General features: G+C 63.8%; 20 protein-coding genes. 7 read left to right on the forward strand and 13 right to left on the reverse strand.

The genetic code is table 11. The features are described from left to right. Positions 1–15 precede the first annotated feature (15 nt). The 3 genes from RSE12_06245 to RSE12_06255 are packed head-to-tail and all read right to left on the reverse strand — an operon-like array spanning position 16 to position 2,140. On the reverse strand, positions 16–891 hold the full coding sequence (locus RSE12_06245; GenBank protein ID WRH63931.1) for an NAD(P)-dependent oxidoreductase: 876 nt from the start codon (positions 889–891) through the stop codon (positions 16–18). Continuing rightward, positions 888–1,388, reverse strand: coding sequence for a gluconokinase (locus tag RSE12_06250; protein WRH63932.1), 501 nt, complete (start codon positions 1,386–1,388; stop codon positions 888–890). Before RSE12_06250 ends, RSE12_06245 begins: the two co-directional genes overlap by 4 nt. Then, positions 1,385–2,140 (reverse strand): SDR family oxidoreductase, encoded by a 756-nt coding sequence (locus RSE12_06255; protein WRH63933.1) that lies wholly within the window; start codon positions 2,138–2,140, stop codon positions 1,385–1,387. Before RSE12_06255 ends, RSE12_06250 begins: the two co-directional genes overlap by 4 nt. Before the next feature lie 110 nt (positions 2,141–2,250). Between RSE12_06255 and RSE12_06260 the strand changes: the two genes are divergently transcribed. Beyond that, entirely contained in the window at positions 2,251–3,198 is a 948-nt protein-coding gene (locus tag RSE12_06260; GenBank protein ID WRH63934.1) for a 2-hydroxyacid dehydrogenase, read from the forward strand. After that, positions 3,198–4,226, forward strand: a complete 1,029-nt coding sequence (locus RSE12_06265; protein WRH64750.1) for an L-idonate 5-dehydrogenase — start codon at positions 3,198–3,200, stop codon at positions 4,224–4,226. The genes RSE12_06260 and RSE12_06265 overlap by 1 nt, the downstream gene beginning before the upstream one ends. Here the strand turns inward: RSE12_06265 and RSE12_06270 are convergent. Next, entirely contained in the window at positions 4,223–4,645 is a 423-nt protein-coding gene (locus RSE12_06270; GenBank protein ID WRH63935.1) for a heme-binding protein, read from the reverse strand. The two genes, RSE12_06265 and RSE12_06270, sit on opposite strands and share 4 nt — an antisense overlap. A gap of 69 nt (positions 4,646–4,714) precedes the next feature. On the opposite strand from RSE12_06270, the gene RSE12_06275 reads away from it, so the two are divergent. Next, positions 4,715–5,605 carry an SMP-30/gluconolactonase/LRE family protein gene (locus RSE12_06275; GenBank protein WRH63936.1) on the forward strand — a complete coding sequence of 297 codons (891 nt, stop codon included), beginning with the start codon at positions 4,715–4,717 and terminating at the stop codon, positions 5,603–5,605. Next, complete coding sequence (gene gndA, locus RSE12_06280) at positions 5,596–7,014, forward strand: NADP-dependent phosphogluconate dehydrogenase (protein WRH63937.1); 1,419 nt, start codon at positions 5,596–5,598, stop codon at positions 7,012–7,014. Before RSE12_06275 ends, gndA begins: the two co-directional genes overlap by 10 nt. Positions 7,015–7,032: 18 nt before the next feature. Here gndA and RSE12_06285 read toward each other — a convergent pair whose 3' ends face one another. Then, on the reverse strand, positions 7,033–8,028 hold the full coding sequence (locus RSE12_06285) for a LacI family DNA-binding transcriptional regulator (GenBank protein ID WRH63938.1): 996 nt from the start codon (positions 8,026–8,028) through the stop codon (positions 7,033–7,035). Between the two features lie 160 nt (positions 8,029–8,188). Here RSE12_06285 and RSE12_06290 point away from each other — a divergent pair, with 160 nt between their 5' ends. Genes RSE12_06290 through RSE12_06300 form a run of 3 tightly spaced genes read left to right on the forward strand, consistent with a single transcriptional unit; the run spans position 8,189 to position 11,798 of the window. Then, positions 8,189–9,694, forward strand: a complete 1,506-nt coding sequence (locus tag RSE12_06290) for a sugar ABC transporter ATP-binding protein (GenBank protein ID WRH63939.1) — start codon at positions 8,189–8,191, stop codon at positions 9,692–9,694. Between the two features lie 9 nt (positions 9,695–9,703). Continuing rightward, entirely contained in the window at positions 9,704–10,726 is a 1,023-nt protein-coding gene (locus RSE12_06295; GenBank protein ID WRH63940.1) for an ABC transporter permease, read from the forward strand. 43 nt (positions 10,727–10,769) lie between these two features. After that, positions 10,770–11,798, forward strand: a complete 1,029-nt coding sequence (locus RSE12_06300) for a substrate-binding domain-containing protein (protein WRH63941.1) — start codon at positions 10,770–10,772, stop codon at positions 11,796–11,798. Positions 11,799–11,989: 191 nt separating this feature from the next. Here RSE12_06300 and RSE12_06305 read toward each other — a convergent pair whose 3' ends face one another. The 8 genes from RSE12_06305 to RSE12_06340 all read right to left on the reverse strand — a co-directional run bounded on the left by RSE12_06305 (position 11,990) and on the right by RSE12_06340 (position 20,644). After that, on the reverse strand, positions 11,990–13,135 hold the full coding sequence (locus tag RSE12_06305) for an iron-containing alcohol dehydrogenase (protein WRH63942.1): 1,146 nt from the start codon (positions 13,133–13,135) through the stop codon (positions 11,990–11,992). A 158-nt stretch (positions 13,136–13,293) separates the two neighbouring features. Beyond that, entirely contained in the window at positions 13,294–14,778 is a 1,485-nt protein-coding gene (glpK, locus tag RSE12_06310) for a glycerol kinase GlpK (protein ID WRH63943.1), read from the reverse strand. A 113-nt stretch (positions 14,779–14,891) separates the two neighbouring features. Further along, complete coding sequence (locus tag RSE12_06315; protein ID WRH63944.1) at positions 14,892–15,395, reverse strand: hypothetical protein; 504 nt, start codon at positions 15,393–15,395, stop codon at positions 14,892–14,894. 251 nt (positions 15,396–15,646) lie between these two features. After that, a complete protein-coding gene (locus tag RSE12_06320) occupies positions 15,647–17,377 on the reverse strand; it encodes an ABC transporter substrate-binding protein (protein ID WRH63945.1) in 1,731 nt (576 codons plus the stop codon). Positions 17,378–17,469: 92 nt separating this feature from the next. Then, positions 17,470–17,871, reverse strand: coding sequence for a DUF2160 domain-containing protein (locus tag RSE12_06325; GenBank protein ID WRH63946.1), 402 nt, complete (start codon positions 17,869–17,871; stop codon positions 17,470–17,472). Positions 17,872–17,884: 13 nt separating this feature from the next. Continuing rightward, entirely contained in the window at positions 17,885–18,688 is an 804-nt protein-coding gene (locus RSE12_06330) for a carbohydrate ABC transporter permease (GenBank protein WRH63947.1), read from the reverse strand. Between the two features lies 1 nt (position 18,689). Next, positions 18,690–19,562 carry a sugar ABC transporter permease gene (locus RSE12_06335; protein WRH63948.1) on the reverse strand — a complete coding sequence of 291 codons (873 nt, stop codon included), beginning with the start codon at positions 19,560–19,562 and terminating at the stop codon, positions 18,690–18,692. Continuing rightward, complete coding sequence (locus RSE12_06340) at positions 19,562–20,644, reverse strand: ABC transporter ATP-binding protein (protein WRH63949.1); 1,083 nt, start codon at positions 20,642–20,644, stop codon at positions 19,562–19,564. The genes RSE12_06335 and RSE12_06340 overlap by 1 nt, the downstream gene beginning before the upstream one ends.

Below are 20,644 nucleotides of genomic sequence, written 5' to 3' on the forward strand. Positions count from 1 at the left end.
TTTCGAAGGCCCCAGTTACTTTTTGGAGAAGGCAAAGAATTCCATCAGGGCGGCCTGATCTTCGCCGCCAAACCCTGCTGATGTGAGCATCCGGTGGATTTCCGCGCAAAGCGCGGTCAGGGGCATGGGCGTATGGGTCAGCCGGGCCAGATCGGCGGCACCGTTCAGATCCTTGACCATATTGTCGATCCGCCCAGTGCGGCGGTAATCGCGCGTGGCGAAGCGGGGCATGTATTCCTGAAGGATCGCCGAGTCAGCGCGTCCGCCGCGCAGGGCCTGCGGGATTTTCTCCACATCGACGCCAGCGGTTTCGGCGAGGGCCGTCGCCTCGGCCACGGCGAGAAAGCCGAGGCCACAGAGCACCTGATTGATCAGCTTGGTGGTCTGGCCTGCCCCGGCGGGCCCCATGTGTGTCTGGTTCGAGGCGACTTTGGCCAAGACGGCCTGCGCGGCGGCGACATCTTCGGATGCGCCGCCCTGCATCAGGGTCAACTCGCCGGTGGCGGCCTTTGGGATGCCGCCGGAAAGCGGGCTGTCCACCCATGCGAGGCCCATGGCGGCTGCATCGGCGGCGAGGGCCTTTGTCGCGGCTGGGTCGATGGAGGACATGTCGATGATCAATGTGCCGGGGGCGGCACCCTGCGCCACGCCATCGGGACCGAATACGGCGGCGCGGACGATGTGGGGCGCGTTCAGCGACAGGATGACCGCGCGGGCGCCTTTTGCGGCATCGGCGGCAGAGGGGGCCGCTGTCGCGCCGGCGGCCACCAGCGGGGCCAGCTTGGCAGGGTCAAGATCAAAGACCGCAAGCCGCGTGCCGGTGGCCACAAGGCGCGCGCCGATGGCGCCCCCCATGGCCCCTGCGCCGATCAGGGCGATTTTATCGGTCATGCGCGTATTCCTTTGGCGGCGGCGGTGATGATCGCATCGAGGGCTTGGTCTATGTCGATGGTCAGCGCCTCATCGGGGCTGGGCGGTTCGAGGGCGGCAAGCTGGGTGTCGAGCAGGCTGAGCGGCATGTAATGGCCGGTGCGGGCAGACATTCTTTTGGCAAGAAGTTCACGACTGCCTGCGAGATGGACGAAGTGGACCGGCCCGCCTGCCCCTGCCCGCAGCCGATCACGATAGGCGCGGCGCAGGGCAGAGCAGCCGACGATCACGGGCGCATCCACGGCCAGCACGGCGGCGACCCGGTCCAGCCATGGCCAACGGTCATCATCGGTCAGCGGATGCCCTGCGCGCATCTTTTCGACATTCGCCGCAGGATGGAGATCATCGCCATCGCGATAGGGTATGCCAAGGCGCTGCGACAATCCCGCGCCGACCGAAGACTTGCCGCAACCCGAGACGCCCATAAGGATGATCCGCAGATCGGGTTGGCCTGTCATAGCGACGCCGTGATGCCGCCATCCACATAGAGGATGTGGCCGTTGACGAAGCTGGCGGCGTCTGAGGCGAGGAAGATGCAAGCGCCCTGCAATTCCTCGACCCGGCCCCAGCGGCCTGCGGGGGTGCGCTTTTCGAGCCATGCAGAGAAGGTCGGGTCAGCCACCAGCGCCGCGTTCAGGGGGGTGTCGAAATACCCCGGAGCAATGGCATTGCAGTTCAGCCCGTGCTTTGCCCAATCGGTTGCCATGCCCTTGGTCAGGTTGCCGACCGCGCCTTTCGTCGCCGTGTAGGGCGCTATGGACGGGCGGGCGAGGGCGGTTTGCACGCTGGCAATGTTGATGATCTTGCCAGCGCGCCGCGTGATCATGTGACGCGCGACCGCCTGACCGACATGGAACACCGATGCGATGTTGGTTTGCAGCAAACGTTCGAACGCATCGGCGGGGAATTCCTCCAAAGGCGCGCGGTGTTGCATGCCGGCATTGTTCACGAGGATATCGATGGGTTTTCCCGTGGCCTCGAAGGCATCGACGGCGGTGCGGACGCCGTCATGGTCTGTCGCATCAAAGGCCAGCGTTTCCGCCCCCGGGATACGCGCTGCGGCGGCGGCCAGTTTTGCCGTATCGCGGCCGTTCAGCACAACCCAGGCGCCCGCTGCGGCCAGCCCTTCGGCCAAGGCGAAGCCGATCCCTTGTGAAGACCCGGTGATCAGCGCGCGCCGCCCCGTCAGATCGAAAAGCCGGTATCCCAAGGTCTGTTTCCTTTCAGTTCGCTCTCGACAAGCAACATTGCCTCTGTTTATGTTATCGTTAACATAGACTGTCAAGCCACCAGAAACGTCAAGCCGGGATCGTATAGACCATGACAAAGCCCCATATCCTGCAAGTCGGCCCGTATCCGGAATGGGATCAGGTTCCGCTGGATGCCGCCTTTCACATGCACCGATATTTCGAGGCCCCGGACAAGGCCGGGTTTCTGGCCGAGGTGGGACCGCAGATTCGTGGCATTGCCACGCGGGGCGAGCTTGGGGCCAATGCGGCGATGATTGCGGCCTGCCCGCAGCTTGAGGTGATCAGTGTCTATGGTGTGGGGTATGATGCGGTGGACCTTGCCGCCTGCCGCGCGCGGGGAATTCGGGTGACGAATACACCGGATGTGCTGACCAATGACGTTGCCGATCTTGGCGTGGCGATGATGCTGGTGCAATCGCGCGGCATGATCGGGGCAGAGGGCTGGGTGCGGGATGGGTCCTGGGCGGCGAAGGGGCTGTATCCGTTGCAGCGCCGCGTCTGGGGCAAGCGGGCGGGCGTGCTGGGCCTTGGCCGCATCGGGTTTGAGGTGGCAAAGCGGCTGGCGGGTTTCGATCTGGAGATCGCCTATTCGGACGTGGGACCCAAGGATTATGCCAAGGGATGGGAGTTCATCGCCGATCCTGTGGCGCTGGCTGCGCGGTCGGATTTCCTGTTCGTGACGCTGGCCGCTTCGGCCGAGACGCGCCACATCGTGGGCGCGCGGGTGATCGAGGCGTTGGGGCCAGAGGGGATGCTGATCAATATCAGCCGCGCCTCCAACATTGACGAGGCGGCGCTGCTGGAGGCGCTGGAAGCGGGCAAGCTCGGGTCGGCCGCGCTGGATGTTTTTGAGGGTGAGCCAAAGCTGAACCCGCGCTTTCTGACGCTGCCCAATGTGTTGGTGCAACCCCACCATGCCAGCGGCACCTACGAGACACGGCAGGCGATGGGCAAACTGGTGCGCGACAATCTGACGGCGCATTTTGCGGGCCAGCCGCTTTTGACGCCGGTGGCATGATGCGGGCGATTGTCATTCATGCCGCAAAGGACCTGCGGATCGAGGACCGGGCCGAGGAAAGCCCCGGGCCGGGGCAGGTGCGGCTGCGGCTGGCGACGGGCGGGGTCTGCGGATCGGACCTGCATTACTATAACCACGGTGGCTTTGGCGCCGTTCGGTTGAAGGAGCCCATGATCCTTGGGCATGAGGTTTCGGCCTTTGTCGAAGATCCCGGCGAAACGGGGTTCCAGCGCGGTCAACTGGTTGCCGTGTCGCCCAGCCGTCCCTGTGGCCGTTGCAAATACTGCCTTGAAGGGTTGGCGAACCAATGCCTGAACATGCGCTTTTACGGCAGTGCGATGCCGTTTCCCCATATCCAGGGCGCGTTCCGGGAAAGCCTTGTGGCCGATGCCAGCCAATGCGTTGATGCAACCGGCCTGACGCCGGGTGAGGCGGCCATGGCCGAACCGTTGGCCGTGACGCTGCATGCGACAAAGCGGGCAGGCGACATGTTGGGCAAGCGGGTGTTGGTCACGGGTTGCGGGCCGATTGGCGTGTTGTCCATCCTTGCGGCGCGGCGGGCGGGGGCGTCGGAAATCGTGGCGACCGACCTGTCGGATTTCACGCTGTCGCTGGCGCGCAAGGTGGGCGCGGACCGGGTGATCAACACGGCGGCGGAGCCTGATGCGCTGGCGGCTTATGGCGCGGATAAAGGGAGCTTTGACGTTCTGTACGAATGCACGGGCGTTGCTGCGGCTTTGGCCGGGGGCATCGCCGCGATGCGCCCGCGTGGGGTGATCCTGCAACTGGGGCTGGGCGGTGACATGACGCTGCCGATGATGGCGATCACGGCCAAGGAGTTGGACCTGCGCGGGTCATTCCGGTTTCACGCCGAATTCGCAATTGGCGTAGGGCTGATGCAGAAGGGGCTGGTCGATGTCAGGCCGCTGATCACCCATACGGTCGGGCTGGATCAGGTGGAAACGGCGTTCCGTCTGGCCAGTGACCGAAGCCAGGCGATGAAGGCGCAGATCGTGTTCTCCGGTTAAGGCGCGCTGCTGGCACCGATGGCGGTGAGGGCCGCCATCGCCACCTCGACATCCTGTTCGCCGGTGCCGGAGCCGATGCCGATACCGCCCAGAAGGATGCCACCGCGCCAGATCGGCAGGCCACCCGCGAGCCCGGTCATCGCACCATCCGTTGCGCTGGCTATGGCGGGGCGGACCGCTTCGGGAAGGGCGGCAGAGGGCTTGCCAGTTGAAGCGGCCGTCTGCGCCTTGGCCCGTGCGGACCGCAGCGACAGCACTTTTGCGCCCGTCATCCGCAGCACCGCCAGATCCACCGCCGAGGAATCAACGATCACGATGCATTGTGGTTGGCCCATGGCCTGTGCCTTTTCCGCGCCGGCGTGCAACATGGCCAAGAGCGCCACATCGGTTAGTCTTTCGGTGGGCTGGGTGATCTGCATGGCCGGGCCTTTCGGTTTGACGCCTGTCTTTGGTAACGATAACAATTAGCGAAAAGGGGGGCCTTTGTCATGTCATTCTTCGAAATCCATGACCCGGTATTCGGGGCCTATGTGTTGGGCAATGCGCCGGTGAAACGGCTTGCGACCGGGTTTGACTGGGTCGAGGGGCCGGTCTGGATGGGCGACCAGCAAGCACTGTTGTTTTCAGACATTCCGAACAACCGCATCCTGCGCTGGACGGAAGAGGGGGTGACCACCTTCCGCCAGCCATCCAACTTTGCCAACGGCCATACGCGCGATCGCGAGGGGCGGCTGATCAGTTGCGAGCACGGCACCCGATGCGTCACACGGACAGAGTGGGACGGGACGGTGACCGTGATCGCAGAGGGCTATGAGGGCAAGTCGCTGAACAGCCCGAATGATGTGATCGTCGCGCGGGATGGCGGAGTTTGGTTCACCGACCCGCATTACGGGATCATGACGGATTACGAAGGATTTCGATCCGATCAGGAACTGCCCTGTCATGTCTATCGGGTTGGGGCTGCGGGCAAGATCGAGGCGATGGTGACCGATATGGCCTGTCCGAACGGTCTGGCTTTCAGCCCTGACGAAACGCGGCTTTACGTTGCGGACACGGGGCGGATGTTCAGCGCCGACCCGCAGCACATCCGGGTTTACGATATGGTGGAGGGACAGCCGGTCAACGGGCGGATTTTCCACACGATCAGCCCCGGCTGCGCGGATGGCATCCGCTGTGACAGTGACGGCAACCTGTGGTCATCAGCTGCGGACGGCGTGCATTGCATTGCACCGGACGGCCGCCTTTTGGGCAAGATACTGGTGCCGGAACTGGTGTCGAACATCTGCTTTGGCGGGCGGGCCAAGCATCGTTTATTCATCACCGCGACCACCAGCGTCTATTCGGTGATCCTGAACAGGAAGGGTGTGCAATGGCCGTGACGAAGGGGCAGCCGGAAGCGCAGATCGGGTTGATCGGGCTTGGCACGATGGGCGCGGCGCTTGCGTTGAACATCGCGGAAAAAGGGTTCCCGATCGCGGTGTGGAACCGCACGACGCAGGTGGCGCAGGATTTCCACGCCGCGGCCGGGGTGTTGTCGGATCGGATCACGCCGACAGTGACGCTGGCGGATCTGGTGGCGGCGATCCGCCCGCCACGCGCCATCATCCTGATGGTTCCGGCAGGGCAGCCGGTGGATGACCAACTTGCGGCGCTGAGCGGATTGCTTGGCCCCGATGATCTGGTGATTGATGCGGGCAATGCCAATTTTCATGACACCAACCGTCGCAATGCCGCCCGGTTGCCGTTCCGGTTCATGGGCATCGGTGTTTCCGGTGGCGAAGAGGGTGCGCGCCACGGCCCCGCGATCATGGCGGGTGGCATGGCAGAAGATTGGGCGCGTATGGCGCCTGTCTTGCAGGCCATTGCCGCGCGGGCCGAGGACGGCACCCCCTGTGCCGATCATATGGGGCCTGATGGGGCGGGGCATTTCGTCAAGGCGATTCACAACGGCATTGAATATGCCGACATGCAGATGATCGCCGAAACCTATGGCATGATGCGCGACGGGCTGGGGCTGCAGGCCGATGCGATTGGCGCCACCTTTGCGGGCTGGAACGCCGGTACCCTGCGGTCTTATCTGATCGAGATTTCCGCCACTGTCGCGCAAGCGGTGGATCCGATTTCAGGCGGGGCGTTGCTGGACGTTATCTTGGATGCGGCCGGGCAGAAGGGCACTGGCCGCTGGACCGTGATCGAGGCGCAGAACCTTGGGTCCCCGATCCCGGTGATCGAGGCGGCGGTGATGGCGCGCAACGTGTCGGCCTTGCTGGCGGAGCGCGCGGCGGGCGAGGCGGTGTTCGGTCCGGCCCCGGCCCGCGTTGAAGGGCTATCGACGGAGGATCTGGAACAGGCGCTGATTGCGGGGAAGATCCTGTGCTATGCGCAGGGCTTTGCCATGATGACGGCAGCGGCGGCGGATTTTGATTGGGCGTTGGATATGCCGGCCATTGCAAGGGTCTGGCGAGCGGGCTGCATCATCCGGTCGGCCATGCTGAACGACATGGCGCATGCGCTGGCCGAAGATCCGGTGCGCAACCTGATGCTGGCGCCGTTTTTTGCCGATCATTTGCGCCGGGCGCTTCCCGGATTGCGGCGGGTGGTGGCCATAGGCGCGGAGCAGGGCTTGCCTTGCCCGGCCCTGTCATCTGGTCTTGCGTGGTTTGACATGATGCGGACGGCGCGGGGCACCGCGAACATGATCCAGGCGCAGCGCGATTTCTTTGGGCTGCACGGGTTCAAGCGGCTGGATGGTGTTGATCGCCCGCATGGGCCATGGGCCGAGGGGTGATGGACTGGCGCGGCTGATCTAGCCGGTTTCGCCCGGCACCAGCCGCGTGGGCACCACCGTCACGTCCTGCCCCTGCTCGCCCTTCAGGCGGGCGACCAGAGCCTCGGCTGCGGCCTTGCCGATGGCGGTGGTCGGAACAACGGTGGTGGTCAACCGGCGCGGCAGGATCGAGGCTGCCTCCATCCCGCCCCAACCGGCGATGCCGATGTCTTCGGGCACGCGTAGGCCCCGCGACTGGGCATAGGCCAGTCCGCCAATCGCCATTTCGTCATTGTGAAAGTAGACGACATCCAGACCGGATTCGCGGCTGAGCAGCGTTTCAAGCCCGTAGTATCCGGCGTAGAAGCCGGGCGCATCGTGCAGAACCTCGCTGGCAATGATCGGATGGCCGGCGCGGGCGAGGGTGGTCCTGAACCCATCCATCCGGGCCGCGCCCATGACATCGGCCCGCGCCAGAGCACCGACATAGCCCGCCCGTCGCCGCCCGCGCCCGATCAGGAAGCGCCCCATTTCGGCCCCGCAGTCGAAATGTGAAAAGCCGACCGACATGTCGATGGGGCTGGTTGTCAGATCCCAGATCTCGACCACGGGGGATGCGGCCTGACGGAGCAGGTCCACCGTTCCCTGCGTATGGGTGCGCCCAGAGAGAATGAGCCCGGCAGGACGCCAGCTGATCACCTGACGGACCCAGGCTTCTTCCTCATCGGTGGAATGGCTGTTGGCACCGATCATCAGTTGATAGCCCAAACGGGACAGGGCCCGATCAACGCCGTCCAGTACATGCCCGAACAGACCCGAGGTGAGCCTTGGGACGCACATGCCGACCAACGTGCTGGCTTGATCCGACCCGAAGGCAGCGGCAAGCCGGTTGGGGACATAGCCCATGGTTTCGGCAACTTTCACGACCCTGTCGCGCGTATCGTTGGAAAAGCCGGTTCCACCGCGCAGCACCCGGCTGACGGTCATCTTCGACACTCCGGCAGCGCGGGCGATGTCTTCCAGATTGGCTTTCACGGCGGGTCCTTGTCGTTCGTATCGGGACGTTCAGGCGGCAATGGTATCGATAACTTTTTTGCTTGACAGCAGGCGGGCCCTGCGGTCATCTGTTGATACGTTACCGGTAAACCTGGCGCAAGATCAGGCTATGTTCGGTCTCGACCAGGGAGGAACCGCCATGCACCCGTCTTCTGACGGCCTTTTCTTTGACCGTATCGTCAAGTCCTTTGGCGGCACGCAAGCGCTCCGCGGGGTGTCGCTGACGGTCGGCCGTGGGGAGATCGTGGCGCTTCTGGGTGAGAACGGAGCTGGCAAATCCACGCTGATCAAGGTTCTGGGTGGCATCCACCGGCCAGACGAAGGCGCCGTGCAGATCGACGGTGTTCCCTATGCACATGAGGCGGGCAAGGCCGGTGGGCAGAAGGTGGCCTTCATCCATCAGGACCTTGGCTTGATCGAATGGATGAGCGTGGCGGAAAACATCGCGCTTGCGCTTGGCTATGTGCGCAAGAGTGGCGGTTTTGGCCGCCGGATTGACTGGGCCGCAACCGAAGCCGCCGCAGATGCGGCGCTTGCACTGGTCGAGGCGGAGTTTCCCGCCACGGCCCGTGTGTCGAGCCTGACGCGCACCCAGAAATCGCTGGTCGCCATTGCGCGCGCGCTGGCTGCCAGCAGCGATTTTCTGGTGCTGGACGAACCCACCGCCAGCCTGCCTGCCGATGAGGTGGAGCGGCTGTTTGCGGCGCTGCGCCCGTTGAAGGCGCGGGGCGTCGGGATGATTTATGTCAGCCACCGGCTGGACGAGATTTTTCGCATTGCCGACCGAGTGGCGGTGCTGCGTGACGGGCAGATGGTGGGGATGCGCCCCATCGAACACACCACACCGGCAGAGCTGGTCAGCCTGATCGTGGGTCGCAAGGCGCGGGAAATCGCCCGGCCCGCCGTGCAGGATGGCCCGTCGATCCTGAAGGTCGAGGAGCTTGCTACACCGGCGGTTGGCCCGGTCAGCTTTGACATCCGGCGGGGTGAACTGCTGGGTCTGGCAGGCCTGCGGGGCGCGGGGCATGAAGATATTGGCCGGGCGCTGTTCGGGGTGATCCCCCATGCCGGACGGATCGCGCTTGACGGAAAAGCCCCCGACCTGCGCAGCGCGCAAACGGCCATGCGGTCCGGTGTCGGGCTGGTCGCGCGGGACCGGATCGGGGAAAGCGTGGCCCTTGGCCTTGCCATCCGAGAGAATGCCTTTCTGAACCCGTCGGCGACCGGACGGGGGCTGCTATCGCTCATGTCGCCGCGCCGCGAAGAGGCCATTGCCGAAGCCATCGGTCGCCGGGTGGGACTTTCGCCAAACGACCCGACCCTTGCGATCGAGGCGCTGTCTGGCGGGAACCAGCAGAAGGTGGTGGTCGGGCGCTGGCTCGACTCGGGCCGCCGGTTGCTGATTACCGAGGATCCGACAGCAGGCGTGGATGTGGGGGCCAAGGCCGAGATCTACCATCTGCTGTACGAAGCCCTTGCCAGCGGTATGGGCGTTCTTGTCGTATCGACCGATTTCGAGGAAATCGCCGCCATCTGTCACCGTGCCATCGTGTTCAGCCGGGGCTTGCCCGTTGCCGAACTGAGCGGTGTCGAACTTTCCACTGAATCGCTGATCCAGGCCGCATCGGCCAGTGAAGCCGCCTGAGGACATCACATGCCCGGAATAGATTCCAACGCTGTCGAGCCGACCAAGGACGAACTTCGCGGCCTTTCGCCCCTGCGCAAGGCGCTGCGGCTGGCGCCAACCTATGGGCTTGTGATCCTGATGCTGGGTCTGATCCTGCTGTTTTCGGTGCTTTTGCCGACGACATTTCCGACGCTGCTGAACCTGCGGTCGATTTTGAGCGACAAGGCGATCATTGCGCTGCTGGCGCTGGCGGCGATGATCCCGATGGTGGCAGGGCGGATTGACCTGACGGTGGGCTATGGGATCGTGCTTTGGCACATTCTGGCGATCAGCCTGCAGACGATGTATGGCCTGCCTTGGCCGTTCGCTGTTGGGATCGTGCTGGTGCTGGGCGTGATTACGGGCGCGCTGAACGGCCTTCTGGTTGAAGTGGCGCGGATCGACAGCTTTATCGCCACGCTTGGCACCGGGACGGTTCTTTATGCGCTGGCTCTGTGGCACACGGGTGGGCGGCAGATGGTTGGCGCATTGCCGGACGCGTTCTATGCCATCAACGGCACCTTTGTTTTTGGCCTGCCGATCACGGCGTTCTATGTGCTGGTGATCACCGTCACGCTTTGGATCATCCTCGAATACACGCCGACGGGGCGCTACCTTTATGCCATCGGGGCGAACCAGCGCGCGGCCGAGCTGAACGGCATTCCGACACGGAAATTCGTGATTGGCGCCTTTGTCACCTCTGGCGCGCTCACTGCGCTGGCGGGGGTATTGCTCGCGTCAAAGCTGCGGATCGGGCAGGCGTCGGTGGGGTTGGAGTTCCTGCTGCCTGCGCTTGTCGGGGCCTTTCTTGGATCGACCACCATCAAGCCGGGTCGCGTCAACGTCTGGGGAACCATCGTTGGTGTGATGATCCTGGCGGTTGGCATTTCCGGCATCCAGCAGTTCGGCGGAAGTTTCTGGGTCGAACCCTTGTTCAACGGAACCACGCTTCTGATTGCGATCGGCATTGCCGGGTATGCGCAACGGAAGAAGGGGGCAAAATCGAAATGATCAGCAATAAATCGGGAGGATCAAAATGCTGAAGAGAACCCTTATGAGCGGATTGCTTGCGGGCACCATTCTGGCGGCCACAGGTTTGACCGCCTTTGCGCAAGAGGCTTTTGACGGGCCGACCACCGGCCCCAAGGCGGCAGAGGGCAAGACGATTGTCGTTCTTGCCGGAGACATGAAGAACGGTGGCATCCTTGGCGTCACCACCGGCATCGAAGAGGCCGCAGCGAAGATCGGCTGGGAGGTCAAGGTTCTGGACGGCGCAGGTTCCGTTCAAAGCCGGTCGGCCGCCGTCGGGCAGGCGCTGGCGCTTGGCCCGGATGGGATCGTGATCAACGGCTTTGACGCGGCCGAGCAGCAGGCCGCACTCGAAGGCGTGGTGGCGGCGGGTATCCCGATGGTGTCATGGCATTCCGGGCCGAAGATCGGGTGTGATGCGCCCGGCGGGATCTTTGCCAACGTGTCCACCGATGCGATGGATGTGTCGGTCAAGGCTGCCGAATGGGCCCTGCAAGACGGTGGCGGCAAGCCCGGCGTCGTGATCTTTACCGACAGCACCTATACCATTGCCATCCTGAAGGCGGCGAAGCTGAAGGAAGTGATCGAAGCAGGTGGCGGCACGGTGCTGCAATGGGTGGATACGCCCATCGCTGAAACCTCGGCCCGGATGGGCCCGCTGACCACCACGCTTTTGCAGCAGCATGGCGCGGCATGGACACATTCGCTGGCGATCAACGATCTGTATTTCGATTTCATGGGACCGTCGCTTGCGGCTGCCGGGATCGACGGCAAGGGCTCGCCGAAGGCGGGGTCTGCCGGTGACGGGTCGGAAGCCGCCTTCCAGCGCATCCGTTCGGGCCAGTATCAGGCCGTGACGGTGGCAGAACCCTTGAACTTGCAGGGTTGGCAGTTGGTGGACGAGTTGAACCGCGCCATTTCGGGTGAGGCCTGCTCCGGCTATATCACCGCACCTGCGCTGGTGACGGAAGAGGGTCTGGCCAATACGGAAGGCAATACCTTTGATCCCGACAATGGCTATCGCGAGGCCTATGCTGCGATCTGGGGCAAGTGAGCACAGAACATTCGCGGGAGGGCGCAGCTTGCTGCGCCCTTTCGCATTTCCGGACCTCGCCCGGATCGTCGCAAGGAGAGGGAGGCTTTTGGCGACACAAGGGCCTTGCCGGCGTATCGCCCTGCTAACCCGCCTGGGCCGCATCGCGGCCAACGAAATCGCATGCAGGGGCCGCCTGTCGGATTTCAGGGCTAGGCGCCAGCCGCAGCGTTCAACGCATCGATGAGTTCATTGACCGTCAATTTGACGGGGTTGCCTTTCATCGACGAGGAGGAGAGGGCGGCTTCGGCTGTTTGCCGGTGTAGGGCGGGGGGAAGACCTTGGGCGGTGAGGCCCGGCAGGCCGGTTGCGCGCGCCCAGGCGGCGAGGGTTTCGGGGGCGTCCTCGGGGCGACCGCCATAAGTGGCTGCGATATGGGCGAAGACGGTGTCGAGGCGGTGCGCAACCTCGCCCACAGCATGGGTGCGGTTGAGGCGGAGGATGGGGGCAAGAAGTGCGCCGCAGATCGCGCCATGCGGGGCGGGGGCGACACCGCCGATGACGCCTGCGAGGCCATGGACTGCCCCGAGGCCAGAATTGGCAAGCGCGATACCGCCGGTGAGGGAGACATAGGCGAGGGCATCGCGGGCCTGAGCGTCTTCGGCTTCCATCAGGCGCTTGAGGGCGGTGAGGCCTTGCGGGATGGCGGGGGCGGTGAGGGCGTCGGTGAAGGGCGTGGCCTTGGACGAGACGTAGGGTTCGATCACCTGAGTGATCGCGTCGAGGCCGGAGGCGAGGGTCGTGGCGCGGGGGGTGTGGTCGGTGAGCGCCGGGTCGATGATGGCGAGGCGGGCGAGCATCCGGTCTTCGCGGAGCGAGACTTTGCGGCCATGATCTGGCAGGCCGATGACGGCGTTCTTGGTCGCCTCGGCCCCCGTGCCGGATGTCGTGGGCAGGGCGATGAAGGGCAGCGGTGGTACGGAAAGGGGCAGGGCTTTGCCCACCACCTCAAGATGGTCCATCGCGCCGCCCGGGGCGGGGATCAGCGCGGCCAGCGCTTTGCCGAGGTCGAGCGCTGCGCCGCCGCCGATGGAGGTGACCCAGTCGGGGCGAAAGCGGCGGGCCGTGGCCATGGCAGTTTCCAGCATCATCAGCGTGGGTTCGCGGTCGCAGACGATGGCCATGGTTTCGGCCCCGGCAGCGTGCAGGCCTTCGATCAGCCATTGCGCGCGGGCGGGGCTTGCGCCATGCACGATCAGGCCGCGCGGACCGAAGGCGCGGATGAGGGCGGGGGCCTTGCTGGCCTCGCCCCGGCCGAAGAGGATGCGTTGCGGCATGGCGATGGCAAAGGGGGGCATGGCGGGTCCGTTTCTGGCAAGAAGGCGACCCCCGCCCCGACCCTTCCCCCTTGGATGGGGAAGGGAGAAGGGGGATCAGATGGAAAGCACGGCGCGGGGCATGGCTTTGGTCCGGTGATCAAGGGATCGGGGGCCATGTGGCCCCCGGCAGGCAGGTGTCACACTGTCATGGTGGCGGCGACGGCACGGCCCCAGCGCGTGTATTTGGCATCCCGGGTGGCGGCGTCCATCGCGGGGGTGAAGCGGCGTTCCAGCGCCCATGTCTTTTGGAATTCGGCAGGGGCTGGGCAGAGGCCCGCCTTGAGGCCGGCGAGATAGGCGGCACCCAGCGCGGTGGTTTCAGTGACGACAGGGCGATCGACCGGCGCGCCGAGGATGTCGGAGAGGAATTGCATGGCCCAATCGCTGGCCGTCATGCCGCCATCGACGCGCAAGACGCCATCGGCGGCGGCGCCCCAGTCAGAGCGCATTGCCTCAAGAAGGTCGCGGGTCTGGTAGCCGACGCTTTCCAGTGCGGCCTTTGCGAGTTCGGCGGGGCCGGAATTGCGGGTCAGGCCATAGACCGCGCCGCGACAATCGGGGCGCCAGTAGGGTGCGCCGAGGCCGGTGAAGGCAGGGACGAGGATCACGTCCTGTGTCGGGTCGGCGGCATCGGCGAGGGGCTGGGTTTCCTTTGCCTCACGGATGATCTTGAGCCCATCGCGGAGCCATTGGACGACCGCGCCTGCGATGAAGATGGAGCCTTCGAGGGCGTAGGTCGTCTTGCCATCCAGCCGGTAGGCGATGGTGGTGAGCAGGCGGTTCTTTGACGGCACCATGTCAGCGCCGGTGTTCAGAAGCGCAAAACAGCCGGTGCCGTAGGTGGATTTCATCATTCCCGGCGCGAAACAGGCCTGGCCCACGGTGGCGGCCTGCTGGTCACCGGCGACGCCAAGGATCGGGATTTCGCGACCGAACAGATCGGCGCGCGTGGTTCCGTAATCGGCGGCGCAGTCGCGAACATCGGGCAGGAGGGACATGGGGATGTCCAGAAGGGCGCAGATGTCGGCGTCCCATTCGCCCTTGGCGATGTTGTAAATGAGTGTGCGGGCGGCGTTTGTGGCGTCGGTGGCGTGGACCTTGCCGCCTGTGAGTTTCCAGATGAGGAAGGTATCGACAGTGCCGAAGGCAAGCTCGCCCTTGGCCGCGCGGGCGCGGGCGCCGGGGACGTGGTCAAGCAGCCATTTGATCTTTGTCCCGGAGAAATAGGGATCAAGGAGCAGGCCCGTGCGGGCGGTGATCATCGGTTCATGTCCCGCGTCTTTTAGCGCGGTGCAGGTGTCGGCGGTGCGGCGATCCTGCCAGACAATGGCGCGGTGGATCGGCTCGCCGGTGGCGCGGTCCCAGATGAGGGTGGTTTCGCGCTGATTGGTGATGCCGATTGCGGCGATGTCGGTGGTGCTGATGCCTGCCTTTTCGATCACGGCGCGGGCGGTGCCGGCGACAGTGGACCACAGATCGGACGGGTCATGTTCCACCCAGCCGGAGGCGGGGTAGTGCTGGGGGAATTCCTCTTGTGCGACGGCCTTAACGGCAAGGGATGCGTCGAAGATGATCGCGCGCGAAGAGGTGGTGCCCTGATCAATGGCGAGGATATGGGTCATGCGGGGCCTCCCTTGGCTGTGCTGTCCCTGCGCGGGATTCTGGTTGGTGCGATGCGCCTTGCGGCGGCGTTGGTGCCCGGCGCGCCGTGATGGCGGCGCGCCGGGAGAAGGGGTCAGTCTTTCTGGATCATCTGCATTACGGCGACAAGGACGATGCCGTAGAGCATGTGGCCGACAAGGGCGACCCAGGTGATACCGGTGAAGTTGAGGAAGAAGGGCAGTCCGGCGATGGCCGTGATCCCGCCGATGGCAAAGACCCACAGGCCGAAGCCGTAGATCGTCGAGGGCAGGAGCCAATGCGATTGGCCAATCACCTTGCGCCAGATGGGCGCAAAGATGAACAGCCAGCCGACCGGATAGCCGATCAGCCCGACGAGATAGAAGTGCATGAAATAGCCCGCAAAATCGCTGTTGGGCAGGCCAAGTGCGCCGAGCAGGCTTTTGGCTAGGCCATGGGGCGAAAGGGTAGCGAAGCCCAAGGCGGGGCTGATCAGTTGCCCCCAAAGATCGAAGGCGTTGCTGGCAAAAAAGCCCGCGACGAAGAGAAGGCCGAGTGTTTGGGCGTTGATGGCTGGCAATGTGCCCGAGCGGGGGGATGTGGAAGATGCGATCGACATGGTGGGTTCCGTCCTCTGGAGTTACGTCAGGCCGTTACTCCTGCGACAGCCGCACCGTTACGGTTGTCACGGCATCGTGCGTGGAATGATACAATCGTGGCATCACCGCATTGGTCCCTTGTTCTCGATAGGTGCATCACCCGGAGATCTGGCCAGTCGGGATGGCCGGACGACACCCACCCGAGGCCGAGTTTGATGTGTCATCCGCCTTGCAGGCAGAAGCGGGCGGGGCTTTCGCCCCGCCCGTCAGATCAGCCCTGCTGCCAGGACTTGATCAGTTCGTCATAGGAGATCGTTTCGCCCTGGGGCTTTTCGTTCTCCAGCGGGCCGACGGGCGAACCGGGTTCGTCGATCCAGACCTGCGGATCCTGCGGTTCGTTCATCTTCGGGCCGATGTCACCCTGCACGCCTGCGCGTTCCAGACGTTCCAGCACCTTTTCCTGCTCTTCGCACAGGGCATCGAGCGCCTCTTGCGGGGTTTTGGCCCCCGACATGGCGTCGCCGATGTTCTGCCACCACAGCTGGGCCAGCTTCGGATAGTCAGGAACGTTGGTGCCGGTGGGCGACCACTGCACGCGGGCCGGGCTGCGGTAGAATTCGACCAGACCGCCAAGCTGCGGCGCACGATCCGTGAAGGACTGGTGCTGGATGGTCGATTCACGCGCGAAGGTCAGGCCGACATGCGACTTCTTCACGTCCACGGTTTTCGAGGTGACGAACTGGGCATAGAGCCATGCGGCCTGAGCGCGATCGACCGGGGTCGATTGCATCAGGGTCCACGAACCCACGTCCTGATAGCCAACCTTCATGCCGTCCTGCCAGTAGGCGCCGTGCGGCGAGGGGGCCATGCGCCACTTGGGCGTGCCATCCTCGTTCATGACGGGCAGGCCCGGCTTGACCATGTCGGCGGTGAAGGCGGTGTACCAGAACATCTGCTGGGCGATAGAGCCCTGGGCAGGAACCGGACCGGCTTCGCCGAAGGTCATCCCTTGCGCTTCCGGCGGGGTGAACCGCTGGAGCCAGTCGATGGCCTTGGTCACGGCATAGACGGCGGCGGCGTCGTTGGTGGCACCGCCACGCGCAACGCAGGAGCCGACAGGCTGCGAGTTTTCGTTCACGCGGATGCCCCATTCATCGACCGGAAGGCCGTTGGGTTCACCCACATCGCCCATGCCGGCCATGGACATCCACGCATCGGTGTAGCGCCAGCCGAGGGACGGGTCCTTTTTGCCGTAGTCCATGTTGCCAAAGACGCCGGTTGCCGGGCCACCCGCATAGGACATGTCGCGGCCGGTGAAGAATTCGGCGATGTCCTCGTATGCGGACCAGTTCAGCGGAACGCCCAAGTCATAGCCGTACTTGGCCTTAAAGTCGTCCTTGGTTTTCTGATCGTTGAACCAGTCATAGCGGAACCAGTAGAGGTTCGCGAACTGCTGGTCGGGCAGCTGATAGAGCTTGCCGTCCGGGGCGGTCGTGAACTTGGTACCGATGAAATCGGCCAGATCGAGGTTCGGGTTGGTGACCGCTGCGCCTTCGCCTGCCATCCAGTCGGTCAGGTTGCGGGCCTGCTGATAGCGCCAGTGGGTGCCGATCAGGTCAGAGTCGTTGATGTAGGCGTCATAGATGTTCTCGCCCGACTGCATCTGCGTCTGCAGCTTTTCCACCACGTCGCCTTCGCCGATCAGGTCATGGGTGACCTTGATGCCGGTGATGGCGGTGAAGGCCGGAGCAAGGACCTTGGCTTCGTATTCGTGGGTGGTGATGGTTTCCGACACCACCTTGATGTCCATGCCCGCGAAGGGGGCAGCGGCGTCGATGAACCACTGCATTTCCGCCTCTTGATCGGCGCGGGACAGGGTGGATTGATCGCCGATTTCAGCATCGAGGAAGGCCTTGGCGGCCTCCATGTCAGCCCAGGCCGGGGCCGAGCCGAAGGCAATGAGCGCAAGCGCCATCGCCGTTGCGGTTTGTCTGAGTCTCATTCGTTTTCCTCCCAGAAGTTGAGACGTGTCGTCTTCGTTTCGCCGGGGGGGAAGGGTCGCATCCATCCCCCCCGGCGCTTTCATGCCTTGGATCACACCCAGCGGAAGACCGCTGCGGCGTAGATCAGGCAACAGATCAGCGCGCCCGTGAGGGGCGCACCGAAGGCGAAGAGCCAGCCCACACAGATGAAGGCCGACCCGAGAAGGGAAATGAACAGCCGGTCACCGCGCGTGGTTTCGATCCGCAGGATGCCGCGGCGCGGGGTTTCGGGGTAACGGATCGCCAGCAGCGTGAAGAGGATCAGCAGGCAGGCGATGCAATAGAAGAACAAGGCGATGGGGAAGGTCCAGGCCATCCAGCCGCCTTCAATCAGCGGGGCGAACCAGTCGATCCCGTCTTCGGTGCGGGGCACGGCGGCAAGAAGGGCGGCAAAGATCGCCGCAAGCGCCGCGAAGGTGGTCAGGTAGATCGTGTTCCAGCGGGTTTTGGTCATGGTTGTTCCCCCGTCACACGCGGCCCAGGGCAAAGCCCTTGGCGATGTAGTTGCGTACGAAGTAGATCACCAAGGCACCCGGCACGATGGTCAGCACCCCTGCGGCGGCCAGCACGCCCCAATCCATACCAGACGCGGATACGGTGCGGGTCATGGTGGCGGCGATGGGTTTGGCGTTGACCGAAGTCAGCGTGCGCGACAGCAACAGTTCCACCCATGAGAACATGAAACAGAAGAAGGCCGCGACGCCGATGCCTGAAGCGATGAGAGGCATGAAGATCTTCACGAAGAAATGCCCGAAGGAGTAGCCGTCGATATAGGCGGTTTCATCAATTTCCTTGGGCACGCCGCGCATGAAGCCTTCAAGGATCCAGACCGCGAGGGGGACGTTGAAAAGGCAATGCGCCAAGGCCACGGCGATGTGCGTGTCGAACAGGCCGACCGAGGAATAGAGCTGAAAGAACGGCAGGGCGAAGACGGCAGGCGGGGCCATGCGGTTGGTCAGCAGCCAGAAGAACAGGTGCTTGTCGCCCATGAAGCTGTAGCGCGAGAACGCATAGGCGGCAGGCAGGGCGACCGTCAGCGAGATCACCACGTTCATCGTGACGTAGATGATCGAGTTCACATAGCCCATGTACCAGGATGGATCGGTGAGGATCGTCACGTAGTTCTGGATCGTGAAATCGGCCGGGAACAGGGTGAAGGTCGAGGTGATCTCGGTATTGGTCTTGAAGCTCATGTTCACGAGCCAATAGATCGGGATCAGCAGGAACAGCAGGTAGAGCGTCATTACCAGGGCGGAGCCGCGCAGGCGCATGTTACTTGCCCTCTTCTTTGTCGAGGTTGGTCATCACGGTGTAGAACACCCAGCTCACCAGCAAGATCACGAGGAAATACATGATCGAGAAGGCGGCGGCGGGGCCAAGGTCGAACTGGCCCACGGCCATCTTCACGAGGTCGATGGACAGGAAGGTGGTCGCGTTGCCGGGGCCACCGCCGGTGACGACGAAGGGTTCGGTATAGATCATGAAGCTGTCCATGAAGCGCAGCAGGACCGCGATCAGCAGCACGCCCGCCATCTTGGGCAGTTCGATGTAGCGGAACACGCTCCAACGGCTGGCCTGATCCACGCGGGCGGCCTGATAATAGGCCTCGGGGATGGATTGCAGGCCTGCATAGCAAAGGAGCGCGACCAAGCTGGTCCAGTGCCAGACATCCATGACCACCACGGTTACCCAGGCGTCGATGGGATCGTTGGTGTAGTTGTAGTCGATGCCAAGCTCGGCCAGATAGTGGCCCAGAAGGCCGATATCGACGCGACCAAAGATCTGCCAGATGGTGCCCACAACGTTGAACGGGATCAGCAGCGGCAATGCCATGAGAACAAGGCAGACCGAGGCCCAGAAGCCTTTTTTCGGCATGTTCAGGGCGATGTAGATGCCCAGAGGCACCTCGATGGCCAGAATGATGGCCGAGAACAGGATCTGCCGCCCCAGCGCGCCATGCAGGCGGTCGGAGGTGACCATTTCCTCAAACCACTCCAGCCCCGCCCAGAAGAACTGGTTGTCGCCGAAGGTATCGTTGACCGAATAGTTCACCACCGTCATCAGCGGGATGATGGCCGAGAAGGCCACCACGACGAGGACAGGCAGGACAAGGAACCAGGCCTTGTTGTTCTGGGTCTTTTCCATCAGGCGGCCCCCCCGAGCGGTGCGACGCGCCAGTCGTCGGCATAGACATTGATACGGTCGGGTGTGAACCGGACATGGGTCAGTTCTGCGCCCACGGCCATGCCTTCGGGGGCGATCACGTTGACGGTGCTGCCCGCGACTTCGCCGCGGATGATGCGGTGGCGGCCCACGTCTTCGACGCGTTTGATGGTGATGGGCAGGCCATCGCCTGCGGTCAGCACGGCATATTCAGGGCGGATGCCGATCTGGGTGCGGCCCGTGATTGGCCCGTAGGCCGCACCCAGCGGCACAGCCGCGCCTTGCAGATGCGCGGTGTCGCCCCGGACGTCGGCGGGCAGAAGGTTCATGCCCGGCGAGCCGATGAAATAGCCCACAAAGGTATGGGCGGGGGTTTCAAAAAGGTCTTCTGGCGTGCCCATCTGCACGACGCGCCCGTCATACATCACCACCACCTTGTCGGCGAAGGTGAGCGCCTCGGTCTGGTCATGGGTGACGTAAATCATCGTATGGCCGAATTCGCGGTGCAGCTGTTTGAGCTGGGTGCGAAGCTCCCATTTCATGTGCGGGTCGATCACGGTGAGCGGTTCGTCGAAGAGGATGGCGTTGACATCTTCGCGCACCATGCCGCGGCCAAGGCTGATCTTCTGCTTGGCATCCGCCGTCAGACCGCGGGCCTTGCGATCCAGCGTCGCCTCCATCCCGATCATGGTGGCGATCTGGCCGACGCGCGCCTTGATATAGGCTGCGTCCATGCCCCGGTTGCGCAGCGGGAAGGCGAGGTTTTCGCGCACGGTCATGGTGTCGTAGACGACCGGGAACTGGAACACCTGCGCGATGTTGCGCTCGGCGGTTTCGGAGTCTGTCACGTCACGGTCGCCGAACAACACGCGGCCCTGAGACGGTTTCAGAAGGCCCGAGATGATGTTCAGCAGCGTGGTCTTGCCGCAGCCGGATGAGCCCAGAAGGGCATAGGCCCCGCCGTCCTGCCAGACGTGATCCATTTCCTTCAAGGCGAAGTCATGTTCGCCGCGCGGGTTGGGAAAGTAGCTGTGGGCGAGGTTCTTGAGGGTGATCTGTGCCAT

Source organism: Fuscovulum sp. (genome assembly GCA_035192965.1).
Classification (GTDB): Bacteria; Pseudomonadota; Alphaproteobacteria; order Rhodobacterales; family Rhodobacteraceae; genus Paragemmobacter.